Origin of the sequence: Streptomyces sp. NPDC058307 (assembly GCF_042880295.1) — a bacterium.
Lineage (GTDB): Bacteria > Actinomycetota > Actinomycetes > Streptomycetales > Streptomycetaceae > Streptomyces.
Genome location: NZ_JBHVYZ010000002.1, coordinates 257,980 through 278,315 on the forward strand (window position 1 = coordinate 257,980; position 20,336 = coordinate 278,315).

A 20,336-nucleotide genomic window follows, 5' to 3' on the forward strand; every position below is an offset into this window, starting at 1 on the left:
GTCATGACCGACAACAGTGCGCTTGACCCCGAGGACCGCAAGATCGTCACCCTGGCCCGTTCGGCGCGGGCCCGTAACGGGGTGGCCGAGGGGGCGGCCGTACGGGACGACACCGGGCGGACGTATGTGGCCGGGACCGTCGAGCTGGCGTCCCTGAAGCTGAGCGCGCTGCAGACGGCGGTGGCCATGGCGGTGGCGTCCGGGGCGAAGTCGCTGGAGGCGGCGGCCGTGGTGACGGACGCCGAATCGGCCTCCGAGCAGGACCGGGCCGCCGTCCGGGATCTGGGCGGGCCGCGGACTCCGGTGCTGGTGGCGGGGGTCGACGGCACCGTGCGCAGTACCGTGACCGCCGGCTGACACTCCCGTGGCGGTTGGCCGGAATTCCGGCTTGCCGTTCCTGGTCCCACGCGCATCAATGGAACCGGATATTCCGACGGACCGTCAGATTCCAGTTCACCCGGCGTCCCGCACCACGCCCCGTGAAGTCCGACCGTCCGTCGGAATACACCCCCCGTCCATCCCCACATGGCACTCCCCACCACGGGAAGGGAACCGGATTCCATGAAAGGCAAGCGCACAGGCGCTGGTGCGGCACTGGTCGTCGGCATGCTCGCGGCCGTCGGTCTCGCGTTCGCACCCGCCGCCCTGGCCGTCACCCCGGACACCGCGACCATCGACGCGGACTGCGGCGTCTTCGGCAGCGGCCAGGCCACCCTCACCGCCACCCAGGACGGCACCGCGGCCACCGTCACCGTCACCTCGGCGATCAACGCCCCGCTCGCACTCGACGAGGACTCGATCTCCTCGACCCTCACCTTCGTGAACGCGAACGGCGGCACCACCACCTTCTCCGGCACGGAGAACCCGGCCATCGCGGCCGGCGATCCGGTCACGGTCGGTCCCCTCAACGGCACGGTGGCCTCCGGCGACAACCTGGAGGCGTACGGCGGTTCGCTCCAGATCGTCGTCTTCGGGATCACCGTCACCTGCACGGCGACCGGTCCGCAGGCCCCGGGTCCGTTCGTGTTCGACTGATCCATCGGATCGGCATCTCGTAGCAAGTCCCCCGGTTGCCGCAGGAACTGACATACCGTCAGGTTTCTGCGGCAACTCCATTGACTTCTCACGCGATCCACACATCAATGCCCCCTGTCGGCGCAGGACTTCAGGAGCTTCCGGAGGGGGCAACATTCCATGGGTTCGACGACTCGAAGACGCCGTCTGGCGTCCTTTGTCGGGGCGACCGCGCTCGCGGTCACCGCGGGCGGCGCACTGGCCTGTCCGGCCGGTGCCGCCACCAACGTGGACTTCGCCACGCACTGCATCCCGCCCGCGGTCGCGGGCATCCCACCGATCGACGGCACCACGACGGCCGCCATCGCCGTGGACAACACCAGCCCCAAGGTGGGCGACACCGTCACCGTGACCTACACGGTGGTCAAACCCGCCGCCAGCAACCCCACCGCCATCGCACTGCCGGCCGACATCATGACGCCGACCGGCAAGGTCACCCTCGGCGGGGCCCAGACCGGTGCCGTGACGGTCGCCGGACCGAAGAAGAACGACCCGGTGCCGGGCAACGGCGCCTTCCCGTCGTTCTCGATGACCGGCACCTTCAAGGTCACCTCACCCGGCGCGATCACCCTGTCGCCCGGCGACTACAACATCCACACCAGCTACATCCTCGAACTGGACACCCCCTGCACGGTGATCACCCCGCCCGCCCCGGTCTCCGAAACGGTCACCGCGACGGACGCGAACCCCGCCAACGAGCGGGACATCGCGCTGGGTTCGGCCTCCGGGAAGCCCGGTGACAGCGTCACGGTCACCGGCAGCAAGTTCACCCCGGGTGCGACGGTCACCCTGGCCGGGCGGGCCGGCGCCGCCCAGACCGCGGACACCGCCACCGCCACCGCCAACTCCTCGGGCGCCTTCAGCGGATCGCTCGTCGTCAAGGACAGGACGACGACCGGTGTCGTGGCGTACGAGGGCAGCGCGTGGAGCGACGCCAAGGGGGCGGGGCCCAAGGCGTACGTCGTCGTCGACGACACGCCCGTTCCCGCCGGCAGCCAGAAGGTCACCACCACGGTGAAGGCGGGCACGCTGTCCATGTCCCAGGCCGGGGACGCCGTCAGCCTCTCGGCGGTGGACTACGGCAAGGGCGGACCCTCGACCGGTGACCTGAACAAGGTGACCGTCAAGGACTTCCGCGGCGGCCCCGCCGGCTGGTCCCTCACCGGCAAGGTCACCGACTTCACCGGACCCGGCGCCAAGATCGACGCCGGTGCGCTGAGCTGGAGCCCGACCTGCGCCACCAAGGCGGGCAGCCCGAGCACCTGCCAGGCCGGTTCCGCAGGCCCGGTCGGATCCTCGGGAGCGACTCTCGCGTCCACGCCCAACGCCGCGCTCACCGGCGGCGAGTTCACCGCGGGCGCCGGACTCTCCCTGAACGTACCGGCGTTCACGCCCGTGGGCACGTACTCCGGCGTTCTCACCCTCACGCTCAGCTGACCGGACGGGCGCCCGCACCCGCCCGTCCGTCCTTCTCGCATCCGTGGGAGTCCGCACCCATGCGCAAGCTGTACGTCCTTCTCCCGAGCCTTCTCCCGAGCCTTGTCCTGAGCCTGTTCCTGGTCACGGCCGCCGCGCCCGCGTACGCCGCCGACAACGGCAGCTGGTCCGTGTATCCCGCCGCCTCGCAGATCGCCGCGCGGCCCTACTTCTATCTCTCCGCCGACCCCGGGCAGAGCATCGACGACAAGGTGGTCGTCAGCAACAAGACGGGTAGGCCGCTGACCTTCCGCCTCTACGCCGCCGACGCCTACAACACCGCCCGCGACGGCGGTTTCGCCGTGCGGACGGTCGCGGAGAGGCAGCGCGGGGTGGGGGCCTGGGCGAGGCCCGCGAAGTCCCGGGTGACCGTCCCCGCGCACGGCGAGGTCACCGTGCCGTTCACGCTGTCGGTGCCCGAGGGCGCCGAACCGGGCGACCATCCCGGCGCGCTGGTGGCGCTGGACGAACGGATCGACAAGGGCGGCGGCGCGGTGGCGCTCGGCGTGCAGCGGGCCGTCGCGGCCCGGATCTACCTCCGCGTCGGCGGGCCCACCGTCCCGGCGGTCGCCGTCGAGGACGTCCACGTCAGCCACCACCAGCCGCTGGTACCGGGGTTGGGGGACAGCGGTGCGACGATCTCGTACACCCTGCGCAACACCGGCAACGTCACCCTGAGCCCGAAGGTGGAGCTGCGGGCGACGGGGTTGTTCGGGCGGACCTTGCTCGCCCGGGAACTCGCCAGGATCCCGGGCGAGCTGCTGCCCGGCCAGCGGGTGCGGCTGAGCGAGCCGTGGCGGGGCGCACCCCAACTCGACTGGGGCGACGTGAAGTTGACGGCGAGCGCGAAGGACACACGGGAGTCGGCGAGTGCGAGTTTCTTCGCCCTGCCGTGGTTGGTTGCCGTTGCCCTGTTGGTGGCGGTGATGGTGGGCGGGGGGTTGTGGGTTCGTTCGCGGGTGCGGGCCGGTGGGGGCTGGTCGCGCCCCGCGGCGGTGCCGCACATCGATGCAGCCCCGCGCCCCTGAAAGCCCTCCCGCGCGCCTGAAAGCCCTCCCGCGCCCCTCGCCCTAAAGGGCGTCCGGCCCGCGCTCGCCCGTCCGCACCCGTACGACCGTCTCCACCGGCAGTGCCCACACCTTGCCGTCGCCGATCTTGCCCGTGTGGGCGGCCTTGACGATCGCGTCGATGACGGCGTCCGAGTCGGCGTCGTCCACGACGACCTCGATGCGGACCTTGGGGACCAGGTCGACCTGGTACTCGGCGCCGCGGTACACCTCGGTGTGGCCGCGCTGACGGCCGTAGCCGCTGGCCTCGGTCACGGTCAGGCCGTGGACGCCGATCTCCTGGAGCGCGGTCTTGACCTCGTCGAGGCGGTGCGGCTTGACGATCGCGGTGATGAGCTTCATGCCTGGGTCTTGACCTTCTGGGCGTGGGGGACGGAGGACGCGCCGACCGGGGCACCGTGGCCCAGGACGCCGTGATCGTATGCCGTCTCGGCGTGCACCGTAAGGTCCAGACCGGTCTGCTCGTGCTCCTCTTCGGCCCGGAAGCCCAGCACCCTGTCGATCAGCTTCCCGATGCCGTACGTCACCAGGAAGGCGTACGCCCCTACGGCGACCACGGCCACCAGCTGCTTGCCGAGCTGGGCGAGCCCGCCGCCGTACAGCAGTCCCTCCGTGCCGCCGGTCATCTCCTTCACGGCGAACACGCCGATCAGGAGCGTGCCGATGACTCCGCCGACCAGGTGGACGCCGACCACGTCGAGTGAGTCGTCGTAGTTCAGCTTGAACTTCCAGCCCACCGCGTAGGAGCAGACGACACCGGCGGCGAGGCCGACGACGAGCGCGCCGAGGAGGGAGACCGAGCCGCAGGACGGGGTGATCGCGACCAGGCCCGCGACCGCGCCGGACGCGGCGCCGAGCGTGGTCGGGTGGCCGTCGCGCTTCTGCTCGACGAAGAGCCAGCCGAGCAGGCCGGTGCAGCCGGCGGCGAGGGTGTTGAGGAAGGCGGCGGCGGCGAGGCCGTTGGCACCGAGGGCCGAGCCCGCGTTGAAGCCGAACCAGCCGAACCAGAGGAGCCCCGCGCCCATGACGACCATGGGGAGGTTGTGCGGGCGCATGGCGTCCTTCTTGAAGCCCAGACGCGGGCCGAGGACCAGCGCGAGGGCGAGACCGGAGGCGCCGGAGGTGATCTCGACGGGCAGACCGCCCGCGAAATCGAGCGCGCCGAGCTTGTCCAGGACCCAGCCGCCCGGGCCCCACACCCAGTGGGCGACCGGAACGTATACCAGCAGGGCCCAGACCGGGACGAACACCAGCCACGCCCCGAACTTCGCGCGGTCCGCGATCGCGCCGCTGATCAGCGCCGCCGTGATGATCGCGAAGGTGAGCTGGAAGGTGGCGAAGAGGAGGGTGGGGACGGTGCCGTGGACGCTGTCGGGGCCGAGGCCGCTCATGCCGGCGTGCTTCAGGTTGCCGATCAGGCCGCCGAACGTGTCGTCGCCGAAGGCCAGGGAGTAGCCGGCGGCCAGCCACACCACCGTGACCAGGGCGATCGACACGAAGCTCATCATCAGCATGTTGAGGACGCTCTTCGTGCGGACCATGCCGCCGTAGAACAGGGCGAGCCCCGGGGTCATCAGCAGGACGAGGGCGGTGGCGGCGAGCAGCCAGGCGGTGTCGCCGGTGTCGATGCGCGCTGCTGCCTGTGCGGCGGCGAGGGACATGGAGGTCTCCAACGAGGTGGGGGCTCGTCAGAGGGTCACCGGCGTGCGTTTCCGGTTGAGCACGTCGGTGTTTCCATGATGTTTCATTGCGTGGAGGTTTCTGGAAGCTCACCGGAATGCGGTCGCTCGGGCGCTTGTACGGCGGGGCTCTGTGGATCAGGGAGAATGGGGCGCATGAGCGTTCGCAGTGAGTCATCCGAGCCGTCGGCCTCGTCGCAGGCACCCCATCGCGCCGGCTTCGCCTGCTTCGTGGGCCGCCCCAACGCGGGCAAGTCCACCCTCACGAACGCTCTGGTCGGGCAGAAGGTGGCGATCACCGCGAACCAGCCGCAGACCACGCGGCACACGGTCCGTGGGATCGTGCACCGGCCCGAGGCCCAGCTGATCCTGGTGGACACCCCCGGGCTGCACAAGCCGCGCACGCTGCTGGGTGAGCGGCTGAACGACGTCGTACGCACCACATGGGCCGAGGTCGACGTGATCGGGTTCTGCCTGCCGGCGAACGAGAAGCTCGGGCCCGGTGACCGTTTCATCGCGAAGGAACTCGCGGGGATCAAGAAGTCGCCGAAGGTCGCGATCATCACGAAGACGGACCTCGTCGACTCCAAGACGCTGGCCGAGCAGCTGATCGCCGTCGACTTGCTCGGCAAGGAGCTGGGCATCGAGTGGGCGGAGATCGTCCCGGTCTCGGCGACCGCGAACAAGCAGGTCGACCTGCTGGCGGACCTGCTCATCCCGATGCTTCCCGAGGGGCCGGCGCTCTACCCCGAGGGCGACCTCACCGACGAGCCCGAGCAGGTCATGATCGCGGAACTGATCCGCGAGGCCGCGCTGGAGGGCGTCCGCGACGAGCTCCCGCACTCCATCGCGGTGGTCGTCGAGGAGATGCTCCCCCGCGAGGACCGCCCCGCCGACAAGCCCCTCCTGGACATCCACGCCTTCGTCTACATCGAGCGCCCCAGCCAGAAGGGCATCATCATCGGCCCCAAGGGCAAGCGCCTGAAGGAGGTCGGCATCAAGAGCCGCAAGCAGATCGAGGCGCTCCTGGGCACACCGGTCTTCCTGGACCTGCACGTGAAGGTGGCGAAGGACTGGCAGCGGGATCCTCGGCAGTTGCGGAAGCTGGGGTTCTGACCGGGGCGGATGGGGGCGCGGGTGCCTTGCTGGAGGGTCGGCGTCGAGGGTCGTGGGCTGTTCGAGGCGCTGCTGGGCACGCCGGCCGGGCGGTGGTAGCCGCATGTCGATGCAGCCTGGACCTCCGACCCGACTGCGGACGGGCATGAATAGCGCAGCAGTTCGGGCGCGAGTGATTCAATGACCGCATGGTCAAGGACGGTGCATTCCTCGGTCCGCTGGAACTGCACGACGGACACTGGGGAGTCGGGGACGCCACCCGATCGGGCACTCGATGGGTGGAGTTGCGCCCGGACGGGCTCTACCAGCGCGAGCCGGACTCCGAGGGACGGCTGATCCCGTGGTCCAGGATCATGACCGGCATCTGGATCACCTGGGGCACGCACTCCTGGAGCCCGGACAGCAGGGGCAGGTACACGTTGAAGGGCATGGTAGCCGGGCGCGGCGGCTGGCTGCACATGACGCTGCGCCATCCGTACGAGGACCATCAGCTGTGCTTCGACCAGCACGCGCGTCCCTATCGTGCCGTGGACGCCCTCCGGCTGGAGTATCTGCTGCGGCACCTCATCGACGAGGGGAAACCGCATCTGCTGGGCGACCCGGAATGGGTCGGCCAGGCCGTGGCACACCTGGTCGGCGGGAAAAACCGCTGGGTCACCAGCCGTGCGCTGCGGCGGGCGGCGGTGGAAGCCGTAGCAGCCGCCGATGGTGGCTGACCTACGCGAGCTTGCCGTGGTCCGCCGGCCGGATCAGGGCCCCTCCCCGGTGTGGACGCGTTGCCGGGCCGCCCTCTGAGGCAGGCTTCAGTCGACGTTTCGTATGCGGCCGACCAGCACCGCTCCCGCCAGACCCACCGCCGCCGCCACCCCGTACAGCGCCCGGTACCCCCCGAGGTGCGTGACGATCGGTGCCGCCAGGGCGGGGGCCGCCACCTGGGGCAGGGAGTTGGCCACGTTGATGATGCCCAGGTCCTTCCCCCGGTCGACAGCCGTCGGCAGGACATCCGTCATCAGCGCGAAGTCGACCGACATGAACACCCCGAGGCCCACCCCCAGCAGCGCCGCCACGACGATCGCGCTCGGCCAGGTCTGCCACACCGCGAGCACTCCCGTGGCCACCGCCATCAGGACCCCGGACCAGCGCACGAACGGCTTGCGGCGTCCCACCCGGTCCGACCAGACGCCGCCCACCACGACCGTGGCCAGCAGCGCCACGCTGTCCACCGCGGTCAGGATCAGCACGCCCCGCTCGGGGTTGTCGTAGTGCAGGCGGTCCCGCAGGTAGTACAGCAAGTACAGAAGCACCAGCGCGTTGCTGAGGTTGATCAGGAAGCGGGTCAGCCAGGCCCAGGCGAAGTCGGGGTGGCGGCGCGGACTGAGCCAGAAGCCACGTGCGAACGACCGCCACGACCAGGCGGGACGGTCCGCGGGACCCAGCCTGAGATCCCGGTGGCGCAGCACGTACGGCAGGACGCCCGCCAGCGTGAACACCGCGCACGCCGCATAGCCCGCCGCGATCCCGCCCGCCGCCGTCGCAAGCCCCGTGCCGACGACCGCGCCCAGGATCTGCGCCGCCCCGATCCAGCCGCCCACCGCGCCCCGCTGGAACCGCGGCACCCGGTCCGGGACGGCCGCCGTGACCGCCGCGAAGGCCGCGTTCAGGGTCAGCTGGACCAGACACCAGCCGAGCGTCATGACCCACAGCCCGCCCGCCCCGGCGACCACCAGCAGCGACAGCGCGCCGCCCGCCGCACCGGCCACGATCCACGGGCTGCGGCGGCCCCAGCGGGCCGTGGTGCGGTCCGACAGCGCGCCGAAGAACGGGTTCGCCGCCAGGGACACCACCGCGCCCACCCCGGTCACCCAGGCCAGCAGGGTCTCCTTCGACATGCCGGTGCCGGGCGCGAAGTCCTCCGCCTGCCGGGCCAGCAGGATCTGCAGCGGGCCGTACCAGCCCACCCAGATCGCCACGTTGGCGAGGGACAAGGACGCGGTCCAGCCCCTGCCGACGCGCTCGACGGGCTCCGAGAGAGCCGTTGTCACCTCTGCGCCCGGAGCAGCTCCCGGTACCACGCGTACGACGCCTTCGGGGTCCTGGCCAGCGTCTCGAAGTCGACGTGCACCAGCCCGAACCTGCGCGCGTACCCCTCCGCCCACTCGAAGTTGTCCATCAGCGACCACACGAAGTACCCGCGCACGTCCACACCCGCCTCGACCGCCTTGTGCAGGGCGCGGACGTGGCCGTCCAGGTAGGCGATCCGGCGCTGGTCGTCGACGCCCTCGTAGGAGCAGCCGTTCTCGGTGATGACGACGGGCGGGAGCCGGTCGCCGTAGCGCTCGTGGAAGGCGGTGAGGAGTTCGGTGAGCCCCTCCGGGACCACCGGCCAGCCGAAGTCCGTCACCGGGACGCCCTCGATCTCCTGTACGGAGAAGGGGAGTTCGGCGGGGATCGTCAGCCCGCCGAACTCGATGTCCTCGCCCTGCGGGGCGCCCACACGGGTCGGCGCGTAGTAGTTGACCCCGTAGAAGTCCAGCGGCTCGCTGATGACCTTGAGGTCGGCGGCCACGTCGCCCGGCATCAGGTCGCCCAGCCCGGAGGGGTATTCGCCCAGGAGGACCGGGTCCGCGAACAGCCGGTTCAGCAGCAGGTCGTAGAAGTCCGCCGCCTCCAGGTCCGGTTGCTCCCGGGAGGCGGGCCAGGTCGGGCCGTGCGAGTTGGCGATCCCGATGTCCGTGGCACCGGCCGCGCGCAGCGCCTGTACGGCCAGACCGTGGCCCAGGAGCTGGTGGTGGGCGACGGGCAGCGCGTCGAACATCAGCTGCTTGCCCGGGGCGTGGGCGCCGAGCGCGTGGCCGAACAGGGTGTGTTCGGCGGGCTCGTTGAGAGTGATCCACTTGTTGACGCGGTCGCCGAGACGGTCGGCGACGAGGGACACGTACTCGGCGAACCGGGACGCCGTGTCCCGCTCCAGCCAGCCGCCCTCCTCCTGCAAGGCCATCGGCAGGTCCCAGTGGAAGAGCGTCGGGACCGGACGGACGCCCGCCGCGACCAGTTCGTCCACGAGACGGTCGTAGAAGTCGAGACCGCCCTCGGAGCGCACCCGCGGCCAGGAGACGGAGAAGCGGTACGCGTCCACGCCCAGGTCGGCCAGGAGGGAGACGTCCTCGCGGTAGCGGTGGTAGTGGTCGCAGGCCACCGCCGCCGTCGAGCCGTCCTTCACCCGTCCCGGTTCGGCCGTGAAGGTGTCCCACACGGACCGCTCGCGCTCGTCCGTCGCGCCCTCGATCTGATGGGCCGAGGTCGAGACGCCCCACAGGAAGCCGGCGGGGAACTGGGGGAGGGGATGCTCTTGAGTCGCCATGCGCCGGATCATCCTTACCGGCGGGTAAGGAAGTCAACGGGCAAGAGGGAACAACCAGTTAGGCGCCCTCTTTGAGTACCTTCGAGATCAGCTCCCGCTGCTCCTCCGTCAGCCGGGGATCGGCCGCGTACACCGTCTTCCCGTCCACGGTGATCTCGTAGCTGAAGCCGTCCGGAACCCCGGTCGGCGGGATGTCCCGGCCGGCGGCGAGAGCCTTCTCGGCCAGGGCCTGCCATTCGTGGGCATCGGGCCGCCCGGAGGTGTCGACCTCCTTGTGCCGCTCGATGCCCGCGAACCCGCCCGTGCGCCGTACCTGAATACGCATGGGTCCCTGTCTAGTACGGACTCACAGGATTCGCACCCCGACCTGCTCCCAGGCCTTCGACACGGCCTGGAGTTCGTCGCCCTCGTTGAAGCGGGCCTTCGCCGCCGCGAGCGTGAGCTTCGCGAAGTCGGTGAACAGGGCCCGCTCGGAGAGTTCGCCGCCGGTCAGGACGTCGTACCAGATCTGCCCCGCCTTCTCCCAGGCGTGCCCGCCGAGGGCGTTGGCGACCAGGTAGAACGCGTGGTTGGGGATACCGGAGTTGATGTGCACGCCGCCGTTGTCGCGGCCGGTGCGGACGTAGTCGTCCATCGTCGCGGGCTGCGGGTCCTTGCCGAGCACGTCGTCGTCGTACGCCGTGCCGGGTGCCTTCATCGAGCGCAGGGCCTTGCCGGAGACGCTGGGCGCGAGCAGGCCCGCGCCGATCAGCCAGTCGGCCTCGGCGGCGGTCTGGCCGAGCGTGTACTGCTTGATGAGCGAGCCGAAGACATCGGACATCGACTCGTTGAGGGCGCCCGGCTGGCCGTAGTAGGTGAGGTTCGCGGTGTGCTGCGTGACGCCGTGGGTGAGTTCGTGGCCGATGACGTCGATCGGGATGGTGAAGTCGAGGAAGATCTCGCCGTCGCCGTCGCCGAACACCATCTGCTCGCCGTTCCAGAAGGCGTTGTTGTAGTTCTCGTCGAAGTGGACGGTGGCGTCGAGCGGGAGGCCGTCGCCGTCGATGGAGTGGCGGGCGTAGGCCTTCAGGTAGAGGTCGAAGGTGGCGCCGAGACCGGCGTAGGCCCGGTTGACGGTGGCGTCCTGGCCGGTGTCGGAGCCCTCGGCGCGGACCTTCCGGCCCGGCAGGCCGGTCTTGTGGCCGGCGTCGTAGACGGTCCGCAGCGGCTGGTCCGACGGTGCCTTCGCCGTCGGCGCGGCCGCGAGGCCGAACTCGGCCGTCACGCGGCGGCGGCCGCGCAGCTCGCTGTCGCGCATCAGGGTGCGCCGGGCGGGACCGGAGAGTGCGGGGTCGTCGTTCCTGGCCAGCTTGTCGAGGACGTGTGGCGGAACGACGGTGCAGAAGACGGGCTCGAAGCCCCCGTGAGTCGTCATGCCCGGCACCCTTGCACTGAGTCATGACGGTGTCACTAGCCGCAACCATGATTGGTGAAATATGCGGACAGGGAAGCGCACGCTCCGTGACGAAGTGGTATGGCGCACTTTTTGTCCCCATCTCTCCTTTTCGATTCCCTGGTCCCGCATACTGATACGGCGCCCCGCACCAAGAGCGGCTCCGCTAGCATTCTGCGCATCATGCGTTTCGGGCTGCTTCTTCTTAGCTGCCGCGGCGAGGGCCTGTAGTCCAGGTCGACTCCCTCCCCGCGGAGCTTCGCGTTGCGTGTCGGCCGTCCTTTCCGGACATCCTGAGGAGCCCCGCAATCATGGCGAACCGCCAGCAGCCCACCACCATGCCGATCCACAAGTACGGCCAGTACGAGCAGGTCGACATCCCGGACCGCACCTGGCCGAACAAGCGGATCACCGCCGCTCCCCGCTGGCTCTCCACCGACCTGCGTGACGGCAACCAGGCCCTGATCGACCCGATGTCGCCCGAGCGCAAGCGCCGGATGTTCGACCAGCTGGTCAAGATGGGCTACAAGGAGATCGAGGTCGGCTTCCCGGCCTCTGGGCAGACGGACTTCGATTTCGTACGCTCCATCGTCGAGGAGCCCGGCGCGATCCCGGACGACGTCACGATCTCCGTACTGACCCAGGCCCGCGAGGACCTGATCGAGCGGACCGTCGAGTCGCTGAAGGGCGCCAAGCGCGCCACCGTCCACCTGTACAACGCCACCGCGCCCGTCTTCCGCCGCGTGGTCTTCCGCGGCTCCAGGGACGACATCAAGCAGATCGCCGTCGACGGCACCCGCCTGGTGATGGAGTACGCGGAGAAGCTGCTGGGCCCGGAGACGGAGTTCGGCTACCAGTACAGCCCCGAGATCTTCACCGACACCGAGCTGGACTTCGCCCTGGAGGTCTGCGAGGCGGTGATGGACGTGTACCAGCCGGGTCCGGGCCGCGAGATCATCCTCAACCTGCCCGCCACGGTGGAGCGTTCGACCCCCTCCACGCACGCGGACCGCTTCGAGTGGATGCACCGCAACCTCTCCCGCCGCGAGTACGTGTGCATCTCGATCCACCCGCACAACGACCGCGGCACCGCCGTCGCCGCCGCCGAGCTGGCGCTGATGGCCGGCGCCGACCGCGTCGAGGGCTGTCTGTTCGGACAGGGCGAGCGCACCGGCAACGTCGACCTGGTCACCCTGGGTATGAACCTGTTCTCGCAGGGCGTCGACCCGCAGATCGACTTCTCCGACATCGACGAGATCCGTCGCACGTGGGAGTACTGCAACCAGATGGAGGTCCACCCGCGCCACCCGTACGTGGGCGACCTGGTCTACACGTCCTTCTCCGGCTCCCACCAGGACGCCATCAAGAAGGGCTTCGACGCCATGGAGGCCGACGCGGCCGCGAAGGGCGTCACCGTCGACGACCTGGAGTGGGCGGTCCCCTACCTGCCGATCGACCCCAAGGACGTCGGCCGCTCGTACGAGGCGGTCATCCGCGTCAACTCGCAGTCCGGCAAGGGCGGTATCGCCTACGTCCTGAAGAACGACCACAAGCTGGACCTGCCGCGCCGGATGCAGATCGAGTTCTCCAAGCTCATCCAGGCCAAGACGGACGCCGAGGGCGGCGAGGTCAAGGGCTCCGACATCTGGGCGGTCTTCCAGGACGAGTACCTGCCGAACCCCGAGAACCCGTGGGGCCGTATCCAGGTCAGGAACGGCCAGTCGACGACGGACACCGACGGCGTGGACACGCTGCGGGTCGAGGCGACGGTCGACGGCGAGGACACCGTCCTCACCGGTAGCGGCAACGGTCCGATCTCGGCCTTCTTCGACGCGCTGGCCAAGGTCGGCATCGACGCCCGGCTGCTGGACTACCAGGAGCACACGATGAGCGAGGGCGCCTCCGCGCAGGCCGCCTCCTACATCGAATGCGCGATCGACGGCAAGGTTCTGTGGGGAATCGGCATCGACGCGAACACGACGCGTGCGTCGCTGAAGGCGGTCGTCTCGGCCGTCAACCGAGCCGCTCGATAATCACTCTGACCGGCGGTTTCGGGGCCTTGGTCGCTGTATACGGCGATCAAGGCCCCGTCGTTTATCGGCCACCGGCGCGTGGAGGTCACGAGCAGGTCTCGTCGGGGGTGCTGACTCCGCCTCACTCATGTGGCTAACATCACGCAAGCGCGGCGATGTTGCCGCGGGGTTACGCGGAGGTGCGACGTGCTGCCAGAACGGGGACGAAACGGCCGTGCCGCCAGGCCTGCGCGCCTCCTGGGGACCCGTACCGCGTGGACGACCGTCGGCGACGGCGAGTTCTTCTGCCCGGGCTGCGGGGGTGACCGCAACTTCCAGCGCCTGACGGGCCGTCGGCGCCTCGTCCTGCTGGGCGTCCCGGTCCTGCCACGCGGGGACACCGGCCCGGTGGTGGAATGCGCGGCCTGTCAGCGCCACTTCGGCACCGACGTCCTCGGCCACCCGACCACGACCCGCTTCTCGGCGATGCTCCGCGACGCCGTCCACACGGTCGCGCTCGCGGTCCTGGCGGCGGGCGGCACCTGCTCGCGCACCTCCCTGGAGACCGCGGCCGCCGCGGTCCGCGCGGCGGGCTTCGACGACTGCACCGAGGGCCAGCTGGAGGCCCTGGTCGAGGCCCTCGCCGAGGACACCGGCCGGGTCTACGACCGCCCCTGCGGGGCCGGCCTGGCCATAGAGCTCCACGAGGCCCTCGACCCGCTCGCCCCCCACCTCGCCCCGACGGGCCGCGAGTCGATCCTCCTCCAGGCGGCCCGCATCGCCCTCGCGGACGGCCCCTACACCCCGGCGGAGCGGGACGTCCTCACGACGGTGGGCGCGGCCCTGACGATCTGCGCGGACGACGTGGCGAGGCTGCTGGCAGCGGCGCGGACGCCGTCCTGATACTCCCCGGGGAGTAGTCCGCGCCCCGGGTCACCCCTGGCAGTACCCCCCGACTCGCCCTCCCGCCCGACGAACCGCGGCCCTTGCGCCGGGAGTCTGGAAGCGACCCAGACGTCCGACCGGAGGGAGGCCCGTCATGGGGGCCGCAAAGATGAGCGCACGGCGACGACGTGCCGTGCCCTGGCTCGTGCTGGGGCTGTGGATCGTCGTGCTGGCGGCCGTGTCGCCGTTCGCGTCGAAGCTCGCGGACGTGCAGCGGGACCGGGCCGTGGACTATCTGCCGGCGAGCGCCGACTCGACGCAGGTCGCGAAGATCCAGGACCGGCTGCCCGGGGGCGAGGCCACCCAGATGGTCGTCGTCTACCACCGGGACGGCGGGCTGACCGCGGCCGACAGGGCGACCGCCGCCGGGCAGATCGGGCGGATCGCGGACGCGCACCGGCTCACCGCGGAGCCGCGGGGCATCCCGTCCGCGGACGGGACCACCCTCATGTACCCCCTCGCCAGCACCGAGCCGGGCACCGACGAGAAGGCCCGCGACCGCCTCGTCGACGACGTGCGGGACATCGCGAAGGGCGGGGACGGGCTCGGCGTCGAGGTCGGCGGGGAGGGGGCCCTCGCCACCGACGCCGCCGAGGTCTACAACTCCCTCGGGGGGCCGCTGCTCTACACCACCGCCGCGGTGGTCGCCCTGCTGCTGATCGTCATCTACCGCAGCCCGCTGCTGTGGCTGGTGCCGCTCGGCGTCGCGGGTATGGCGGAGTTCCTGGCGCGGGCCGTCGCCTACGGGCTGAACCAGGGGTTCGGGACCGCCGTCACCGGTCAGAGCGGCGGCATCATGACGATCCTCGTGTTCGGCGCCGGCACGGACTACGCGCTGCTGCTCGTCTCCCGGTACCGGGAGGAGCTACGGCGGACCGAGCGGCCGTACGACGCGATGGCGGCCGCGCTGAAGGGCTGCGGGCCCGCCGTGCTCGCCTCCTCCGGGACCGTGGCCGCGGGCCTGCTGTGCCTGCTCGCCGCCGACCTCAACAGCAGCCGCGGAATGGGCCCGCTCGGGACGGTCGGGGTACTGGTCGCGCTCGCCGCGATGACGACGCTGCTGCCCGCGGTCCTCGTCCTGCTGGGGCGGCGCGTCTTCTGGCCGCTCGTGCCGCGCCACGGCAGCACCACCAAGGCCCGCCGGTCGCTGTTCGCCGCGATGGGCAGCTCGGCCGGGCGGCGTCCGCTCACCGTGCTGGCCGGCGGGGCCGTGCTGCTCGGGGCGCTCGCCCTGGGCGTGCTGAACCTGCCCGGCAACCTCAAGCAGGAGGACTCCTTCACCAGCAGGCCCGACGCGGTCGCCGCCATGGAGACGCTCGCCGAGGCCTACCCGGAGCGGGGCACCCAGCCCATCACCGTCATCACCCCGGCCGACCGCGCCGACGCGACCCTCGCGGCGGTCCGCGGCACCGGGGGCGTCGACAGCGCGCGCAAGGGCCGTACCGGAGACGGCTGGACCGAGATCTCCGTCACCGCCAGGAACGCTCCCCAGTCCGCCGGGGAGACCGCGACCATCAAGGCCCTGCGGGACGGACTCGACGGCTCCTACGTCGGCGGCCCCAGCGCCCAGCAGCTCGACCTGAAGGACACCAACAGCCGGGACCGGACGATCGTCGTGCCGATCGTCCTCGTCTCCGTGCTGCTCATCCTCATGGTCCTGCTGCGCTCCCTCGTCGCGCCGCTGATCCTCGTGGCCGCCGTGGTCGCCGTGTGGGCCGCGGCCCTCGGCATCGGCGGGCTGGTCTTCGGGCCGGTGTTCGGGTTCGAGGGCACCGATCCGGGACTCGGGCTGCTGTCCTTCGTGTTCCTGGTCGCCCTCGGCGTCGACTACGGCATCTTCCTGATGCACCGCATGCGCGAGGAGTCCCTGGCCGGCGCCGAACCGGTCACCGCCGCCCTCACCGCGCTGCGGACCACGGGCGGGGTCATCGCCTCCGCCGGACTCGTCCTCGCGGCCACCTTCGCGGTGCTCACCAACATGCCGCTGGTCCAACTCGTCGAGCTGGGCTTCGTGATCGCGGTGGGCGTCCTCCTCGACACCTTCCTCGTCCGCACCTACCTGGTCACCAGTGCGGCCGTCGCGCTGCGGCGGACAGTGTGGTGGCCGGGGTCCCTGTCCCGGGCGCCCGAGCCGCCGGTACGGACCGAGCGCCAGCCGGAACCCGTGTGACGAGGTCACTCCTGGGCGCCCCTCCCTCCCGGAAGGGCGCCCTCCGCCCCGAGGATGACACCGTGCAGGAAACCACGAGACCCCGCCCGGGGGACCGGATCATGGCGGCGGTCAACCGCGACCCGCGGACCGCCCCGCACGGCACCCGCAACGACGCGCTGCTCGCCGTCGTGCTGGCGGTGGCGGCCGTGTGCGCCGCGCTGTTCACCGACGAGGCCGGCCGCCCGGACGCCCTCGGGTGGACGCTGCTGCTGGCCGTCCATGTGCCGATCGTGTGGCGGCGGCGGCGCCCGTTGCTCGTGCTGGCCGCGCTGGTGGCGCTGGTCGTGCCGTACCACGCCCTCGAGTACAACCACCTCGCGCCCACCCCGGTCGCCTACGTCGCCCTCTACACGGTCGCCGTCACCGGTCGCCCCCTGCGGACGGTCCTGACGGGCGCCACGGTCCTCGGTATCTCCCTGACCGTCATGCTCACTGTCAGCGCCCACCAGGCCCTCGAACTGCTGCGGGTCTCCGGATGGATCATCGCCGTCCTCTTCTGCGGCATCGACGTGCGCTACTACCGCCAGTACGTCGCCTCCATCGTCGAGCGCGCCGTCCGCGCCGAACGCACCCGCGAGGAGGAGGCCCGCCGCCGGGTCGCCGAGGAACGGCTGCGCATCGCCCGCGACCTGCACGACCTGCTCGCCCACACCATCACCCTGATCGGCGTCCAGACCTCCGTCGCCGCGCACGTCCTGGCCGCCGACCCCGAGCGCCTGGACCGGGAGGCGGTCGCGGGGGCCCTCGACGACATCTCCGAGACCTGCCGTACCGCGCGCGGCGAATTCCGTACGACCCTGGAGGTGCTGCGCGACCACGGCCCCCAGGACACCCGCGGCCCGCTGCCCGGCCTCGACGGCCTGCCCGACCTCGTCGCGGCGGCACGGCTCGCGGGCGCCCGCGTCGAACAGGACCTGCGCATCCGCACGGACCCACCGCCCGCCGTCGGCGCCGCCGCCTACCGGATCGTCCAGGAGGCGCTCACCAACGCGGTCCGGCACGCGGGCCCCACCCCCGCCGTACGCCTGAGGATGTACGACGAACCGGGCGCCCTGCGGGTGTCGGTGACCGACGACGGCACCGGGCCCGTCCCCGGCGGCAGCCCCGGTTTCGGACTGGTCGGCATGCGGGAGCGGGCCCGCAGCGTCGGTGGCACACTCGACGCCGGACCACGCCGTGACGGCGGGTTCGAGGTGACGGCGGCGCTGCCGCTCACCGTGGGGGAGGGAACCGTATGACCATCCGCGTGCTGCTCGCCGACGACCAGACCCTGGTGCGGGCCGCGTTCGCCATGCTCGTCGAGTCGGCGCGGGACATGGAGGTCGTAGGAGAGGCGGGCAGCGGACGGGAGGCGGTGCGGGCGGCCCGCGCGGTACGGCCCGACCTGGTGGTCATGGACATCCGCATGCCCGACCTCGACGGCATCGAGGCGACCCGGCTCATCGCGGCCGACGAGGAGCTGGCCGGCGTGCGGGTGCTCGTCCTGACCACCTACGACACCGACGAGAACATCGTCGAGGCACTGCGCGCGGGGGCCTCCGGCTTCCTGGTGAAGGACACCCGGCCCGCCGAACTCCTCGACGCCATCCGCACGGTGGCGGCAGGCGAGGCGCTGCTGTCCCCGGGGCCGACGGCCCGGCTGATCGAGCGTTTCCTGCGTAGCCCGTCGCTGCCGATGCCGGTACCGGGCGGTGGGCCCGAGTGCCTCTCCGACCGGGAGCGCGAGGTGCTGGCCCTGGTCGCGCGGGGCCTGAACAACACCGAGATCGCGGGCGCACTGGGCCTCAGCCCCCTCACCGCCAAGACCCACGTCAGCCGGATCATGGGGAAGCTGGGGGCGCGGGACCGGGCCCAACTGGTCATCGTGGCGTACGAGTCGGGCGTGGTGACTCCGGGGGCCATGTAGACCCACGGACGGAGGGGGCGCCGACCCCTGTACGGCGCCCACGATCCGCTACTGCACGTGCTGGTACGTCGTGTCCTCGTCCGAGTCGTAGATCAGCTTGCCGCCCTTGTCGTAGCCCTTGATGCGCGGGTTCCGGGTGACCTGTTCGGTCAGGGTGCCGGAGGCGACGAACCAGCCGTGGTCGAGGACGGCTTCGCTACTGGCGCCTCCATAGGAGACGGTCACCCTGGCCACCGACGGTTCGACCGTGCCGATGAAGCCCCAGCCGAACGGCAGCTTCCAGTTCCCCTTGTTCAGGAACGACTGCTGGTAGAGCTTGCCGCCGTTGATGTCGGCCAGCACGGGCGGGGAGTCCGGCTGCCGGTCGCCGCCGACACTGGTGCCGAGGCTCGAGACCTCGCCGTCCTTGATGTTGCAGATCAGCCGGGTCTCCTTCGGCTTCTCCTTCACCGCGACCACGAACATGCCGCCACCGGGGGAGTTGGAGTCACCGGTGCTGTTCAGCGCCAGGATGATCCGGTACTCGTCGGCCTTGCCCAGGTCCGAGGAGGCGAAGCCACCGTCGGCCACGCGGTCCCGGCCATAGACGAGGCACTTGTCGAGCCCCGACGCTGCCCGCTCCAGCGTGATCCCGTCCCGGAGCTGCCCGGCGGTGGCCGGTCCCGCCGGCCCACTGGGCGTGGGGGAGGGGGTCGGTGTCGGTGTGGCGCTCGCCGACACCGTGGGTGCCGTCGCCGTGTCGGCCGTCCCCGGCCCTCCACCGCCCACCGCGAACGCCCCCACCGGTACCGCGGCCAGGGCCATCAGGGCCGCCCCGGTCACCGCCACCCCGCGCCGTCGCTCGACCACGCCCTGGCGGCGGATCCGCGGATACGGCACCGGCGAGGGCCGGATGGTGTACGCGTCCTCGGAGAGCAGCTCCCGCAGTCGCTCCTCGAAGTCCCGCTCCTCGAAGTCCCGCTCCTCTTCGCTCATTTGCTGCCTCCCTGCGGTGCGCGGTCCATGACCTGCGCGAGCCCCGGATACGTACGCAACTTCGCCAGTCCCTTGGACGCCTGGCTCTTGACGGTGCCCTGTGAGCAGCCGAGCACCTCGGCGGCCTCCGCCTCCGACAGGTCCTCCCAGTAGCGCATCACGACCACGGCCCGCTGCCTGGGCGGCAGTTGGGCCAGGGCGGCCATCAGTACCCCGCGTTCGTCGACCCGGGCCACGGCCTCGTCGCGGCCCGCCAGCTCCGGTGGCTCGTCGGTCAGCGACTCCTTCACGCGCCGCTTGCGGAAGCGGTCACTGTTGCAGGTGACGAGCATCCGACGGACGTACGCCTCCGGGTTGTCGCTGCCGGCCACGCGCCGCCAGGAGCGGTACGCCTTCGCCAGCGCCGTCTGCGTCAGGTCCTCGGCGTGATGGGCGTCGCCGGTGAGCAGATAGGCGGTCCGCACGAGGTGCGACCACCTGGCTCTGACGAATTCCTGGAACCGGTCCTCTTGTTCGGCCTGCATCTTCTGACACCCTCCCTCGCCCACCAGACCACGAAGGAGGCGGATTCGGTTGCCCGGGCCTCGATGACGGGTTCGAATGGGGGCATGAAGGGGTGGGACAAGAAGTTGGACCAGGCGTGGGACGAACACGACCCGGGCGTCCTGCGGCTGCCGTCCGGGCGTCTGGTGCGGGGCCGCGGCCTGAGGTACCCGCTGGATCCGGCCGCGCCGACACCGTCGTACGGCGTGTATCTGCTCGGCGGCACTCCGCCGGAGGTCCCCTGGGCCTCCCGCTGGGTCCGCTGGCCGGACTTCCGTCTGCCGGCGGACCACGGGGAGGCCCGACGGGTCCTCATCGACGCCTGGGAACGGTCGGCCGCCGAGCGGGTCGAGATCGCCTGCGGGGGCGGCCGGGGCCGCACGGGAACGGCCCTGGCCTGTCTGGCGGTTCTGGACGGCGTGCCCCCGCGGGAGGCCGTCGCGTACGTGCGCGAGCACTACGACCGCCGAGCCGTGGAGACACCCTGGCAGCGGCGGTACGTCCGGCGGTTCTGACCGGTCAGCCCAGGGCGCCGGCG

The 20,336-nt window shown here is 71.1% G+C and carries 20 protein-coding genes; 12 read left to right on the forward strand and 8 right to left on the reverse strand.

The features are described 5' to 3' along the window. The first annotated feature begins 3 nt into the window (after positions 1–3). From ACFVYN_RS02990 to ACFVYN_RS03005, 4 genes are all read left to right on the forward strand, one after another. On the forward strand, positions 4–357 hold the full coding sequence (locus tag ACFVYN_RS02990; RefSeq protein WP_389991562.1) for a cytidine deaminase: 354 nt from the start codon (positions 4–6) through the stop codon (positions 355–357). Positions 358–561: 204 nt separating this feature from the next. Continuing rightward, positions 562–1,035 carry a hypothetical protein gene (locus tag ACFVYN_RS02995; RefSeq protein ID WP_389991564.1) on the forward strand — a complete coding sequence of 158 codons (474 nt, stop codon included), beginning with the start codon at positions 562–564 and terminating at the stop codon, positions 1,033–1,035. 159 nt (positions 1,036–1,194) lie between these two features. Continuing rightward, entirely contained in the window at positions 1,195–2,511 is a 1,317-nt protein-coding gene (locus ACFVYN_RS03000) for a beta-xylosidase (RefSeq protein WP_389991566.1), read from the forward strand. 59 nt (positions 2,512–2,570) lie between these two features. Then, entirely contained in the window at positions 2,571–3,578 is a 1,008-nt protein-coding gene (locus tag ACFVYN_RS03005) for a WxL protein peptidoglycan domain-containing protein (RefSeq protein WP_389991569.1), read from the forward strand. Positions 3,579–3,620: 42 nt separating this feature from the next. On the opposite strand, the gene ACFVYN_RS03010 is transcribed toward ACFVYN_RS03005, so the two are convergent. Both ACFVYN_RS03010 and ACFVYN_RS03015 read right to left on the reverse strand, forming a co-directional pair. Beyond that, complete coding sequence (locus ACFVYN_RS03010; RefSeq protein ID WP_389991572.1) at positions 3,621–3,959, reverse strand: P-II family nitrogen regulator; 339 nt, start codon at positions 3,957–3,959, stop codon at positions 3,621–3,623. Continuing rightward, a complete protein-coding gene (locus tag ACFVYN_RS03015; RefSeq protein WP_389991574.1) occupies positions 3,956–5,278 on the reverse strand; it encodes an ammonium transporter in 1,323 nt (440 codons plus the stop codon). The genes ACFVYN_RS03010 and ACFVYN_RS03015 overlap by 4 nt, the downstream gene beginning before the upstream one ends. Before the next feature lie 165 nt (positions 5,279–5,443). On the opposite strand from ACFVYN_RS03015, the gene era reads away from it, so the two are divergent. Together era and ACFVYN_RS03025 are read left to right on the forward strand one after the other, a co-directional pair. After that, entirely contained in the window at positions 5,444–6,412 is a 969-nt protein-coding gene (era, locus tag ACFVYN_RS03020) for a GTPase Era (protein ID WP_389991577.1), read from the forward strand. A 188-nt stretch (positions 6,413–6,600) separates the two neighbouring features. Further along, positions 6,601–7,128: a hypothetical protein gene (locus ACFVYN_RS03025; protein ID WP_389991580.1), complete on the forward strand. Its 528-nt coding sequence runs from the start codon at positions 6,601–6,603 to the stop codon at positions 7,126–7,128. 87 nt (positions 7,129–7,215) lie between these two features. Here ACFVYN_RS03025 and ACFVYN_RS03030 read toward each other — a convergent pair whose 3' ends face one another. Genes ACFVYN_RS03030 through ACFVYN_RS03045 form a run of 4 tightly spaced genes read right to left on the reverse strand, consistent with a single transcriptional unit; the run spans position 7,216 to position 11,187 of the window. After that, positions 7,216–8,454, reverse strand: a complete 1,239-nt coding sequence (locus ACFVYN_RS03030; protein WP_389991583.1) for an MFS transporter — start codon at positions 8,452–8,454, stop codon at positions 7,216–7,218. Further along, positions 8,451–9,773: a GH1 family beta-glucosidase gene (locus ACFVYN_RS03035; protein WP_389991586.1), complete on the reverse strand. Its 1,323-nt coding sequence runs from the start codon at positions 9,771–9,773 to the stop codon at positions 8,451–8,453. The genes ACFVYN_RS03030 and ACFVYN_RS03035 overlap by 4 nt, the downstream gene beginning before the upstream one ends. Before the next feature lie 58 nt (positions 9,774–9,831). After that, positions 9,832–10,098 (reverse strand): protealysin inhibitor emfourin, encoded by a 267-nt coding sequence (locus ACFVYN_RS03040; RefSeq protein WP_389991589.1) that lies wholly within the window; start codon positions 10,096–10,098, stop codon positions 9,832–9,834. Positions 10,099–10,119: 21 nt separating this feature from the next. After that, a complete protein-coding gene (locus ACFVYN_RS03045) occupies positions 10,120–11,187 on the reverse strand; it encodes a M4 family metallopeptidase (protein WP_389991592.1) in 1,068 nt (355 codons plus the stop codon). 329 nt (positions 11,188–11,516) lie between these two features. Between ACFVYN_RS03045 and leuA the strand changes: the two genes are divergently transcribed. The 5 genes from leuA (at position 11,517) to ACFVYN_RS03070 (ending at position 18,280) form a co-directional block, all read left to right on the forward strand. Continuing rightward, positions 11,517–13,238, forward strand: a complete 1,722-nt coding sequence (gene leuA, locus ACFVYN_RS03050; RefSeq protein WP_389991594.1) for a 2-isopropylmalate synthase — start codon at positions 11,517–11,519, stop codon at positions 13,236–13,238. Between the two features lie 186 nt (positions 13,239–13,424). After that, entirely contained in the window at positions 13,425–14,120 is a 696-nt protein-coding gene (locus ACFVYN_RS03055) for a TerB family tellurite resistance protein (RefSeq protein WP_389991597.1), read from the forward strand. A 136-nt stretch (positions 14,121–14,256) separates the two neighbouring features. After that, positions 14,257–16,332 (forward strand): MMPL family transporter, encoded by a 2,076-nt coding sequence (locus tag ACFVYN_RS03060; protein WP_389991599.1) that lies wholly within the window; start codon positions 14,257–14,259, stop codon positions 16,330–16,332. Beyond that, positions 16,329–17,612, forward strand: coding sequence for a sensor histidine kinase (locus tag ACFVYN_RS03065; RefSeq protein ID WP_389991602.1), 1,284 nt, complete (start codon positions 16,329–16,331; stop codon positions 17,610–17,612). Before ACFVYN_RS03060 ends, ACFVYN_RS03065 begins: the two co-directional genes overlap by 4 nt. Further along, positions 17,609–18,280: a response regulator gene (locus ACFVYN_RS03070; protein WP_389991605.1), complete on the forward strand. Its 672-nt coding sequence runs from the start codon at positions 17,609–17,611 to the stop codon at positions 18,278–18,280. Before ACFVYN_RS03065 ends, ACFVYN_RS03070 begins: the two co-directional genes overlap by 4 nt. A 48-nt stretch (positions 18,281–18,328) precedes the next feature. Here ACFVYN_RS03070 and ACFVYN_RS03075 read toward each other — a convergent pair whose 3' ends face one another. Together ACFVYN_RS03075 and ACFVYN_RS03080 are read right to left on the reverse strand one after the other, a co-directional pair. Continuing rightward, the gene (locus ACFVYN_RS03075; RefSeq protein ID WP_389991608.1) at positions 18,329–19,255 is read right to left on the reverse strand and encodes a hypothetical protein; all 927 of its coding nucleotides are present in this window, start codon (positions 19,253–19,255) and stop codon (positions 18,329–18,331) included. After that, positions 19,252–19,779, reverse strand: a complete 528-nt coding sequence (locus tag ACFVYN_RS03080) for a SigE family RNA polymerase sigma factor (RefSeq protein WP_389991611.1) — start codon at positions 19,777–19,779, stop codon at positions 19,252–19,254. The genes ACFVYN_RS03075 and ACFVYN_RS03080 overlap by 4 nt, the downstream gene beginning before the upstream one ends. A gap of 84 nt (positions 19,780–19,863) precedes the next feature. Here ACFVYN_RS03080 and ACFVYN_RS03085 point away from each other — a divergent pair, with 84 nt between their 5' ends. Then, positions 19,864–20,313, forward strand: a complete 450-nt coding sequence (locus ACFVYN_RS03085) for a protein phosphatase (protein ID WP_389991614.1) — start codon at positions 19,864–19,866, stop codon at positions 20,311–20,313. Positions 20,314–20,336 lie beyond the last annotated feature (23 nt).

Coding starts and splice junctions, on each gene's coding strand:
- ACFVYN_RS03085 (WP_389991614.1), top strand. CDS start 19,864: ATGAAGGGGTGGGACAAGAAGTTGGACCAGGCGTGGGACGAACACGAC.
- ACFVYN_RS03000 (WP_389991566.1), top strand. CDS start 1,195: ATGGGTTCGACGACTCGAAGACGCCGTCTGGCGTCCTTTGTCGGGGCG.
- ACFVYN_RS03010 (WP_389991572.1), bottom strand. CDS start 3,959: ATGAAGCTCATCACCGCGATCGTCAAGCCGCACCGCCTCGACGAGGTC.
- ACFVYN_RS03040 (WP_389991589.1), bottom strand. CDS start 10,098: ATGCGTATTCAGGTACGGCGCACGGGCGGGTTCGCGGGCATCGAGCGG.
- ACFVYN_RS03035 (WP_389991586.1), bottom strand. CDS start 9,773: ATGGCGACTCAAGAGCATCCCCTCCCCCAGTTCCCCGCCGGCTTCCTG.
- ACFVYN_RS03045 (WP_389991592.1), bottom strand. CDS start 11,187: ATGACGACTCACGGGGGCTTCGAGCCCGTCTTCTGCACCGTCGTTCCG.
- ACFVYN_RS03005 (WP_389991569.1), top strand. CDS start 2,571: ATGCGCAAGCTGTACGTCCTTCTCCCGAGCCTTCTCCCGAGCCTTGTC.
- ACFVYN_RS03075 (WP_389991608.1), bottom strand. CDS start 19,255: ATGAGCGAAGAGGAGCGGGACTTCGAGGAGCGGGACTTCGAGGAGCGA.
- ACFVYN_RS03025 (WP_389991580.1), top strand. CDS start 6,601: ATGGTCAAGGACGGTGCATTCCTCGGTCCGCTGGAACTGCACGACGGA.
- ACFVYN_RS03070 (WP_389991605.1), top strand. CDS start 17,609: ATGACCATCCGCGTGCTGCTCGCCGACGACCAGACCCTGGTGCGGGCC.
- ACFVYN_RS03080 (WP_389991611.1), bottom strand. CDS start 19,779: ATGCAGGCCGAACAAGAGGACCGGTTCCAGGAATTCGTCAGAGCCAGG.
- leuA (WP_389991594.1), top strand. CDS start 11,517: ATGGCGAACCGCCAGCAGCCCACCACCATGCCGATCCACAAGTACGGC.
- era (WP_389991577.1), top strand. CDS start 5,444: ATGGGGCGCATGAGCGTTCGCAGTGAGTCATCCGAGCCGTCGGCCTCG.
- ACFVYN_RS02990 (WP_389991562.1), top strand. CDS start 4: ATGACCGACAACAGTGCGCTTGACCCCGAGGACCGCAAGATCGTCACC.
- ACFVYN_RS02995 (WP_389991564.1), top strand. CDS start 562: ATGAAAGGCAAGCGCACAGGCGCTGGTGCGGCACTGGTCGTCGGCATG.
- ACFVYN_RS03060 (WP_389991599.1), top strand. CDS start 14,257: ATGGGGGCCGCAAAGATGAGCGCACGGCGACGACGTGCCGTGCCCTGG.
- ACFVYN_RS03015 (WP_389991574.1), bottom strand. CDS start 5,278: ATGTCCCTCGCCGCCGCACAGGCAGCAGCGCGCATCGACACCGGCGAC.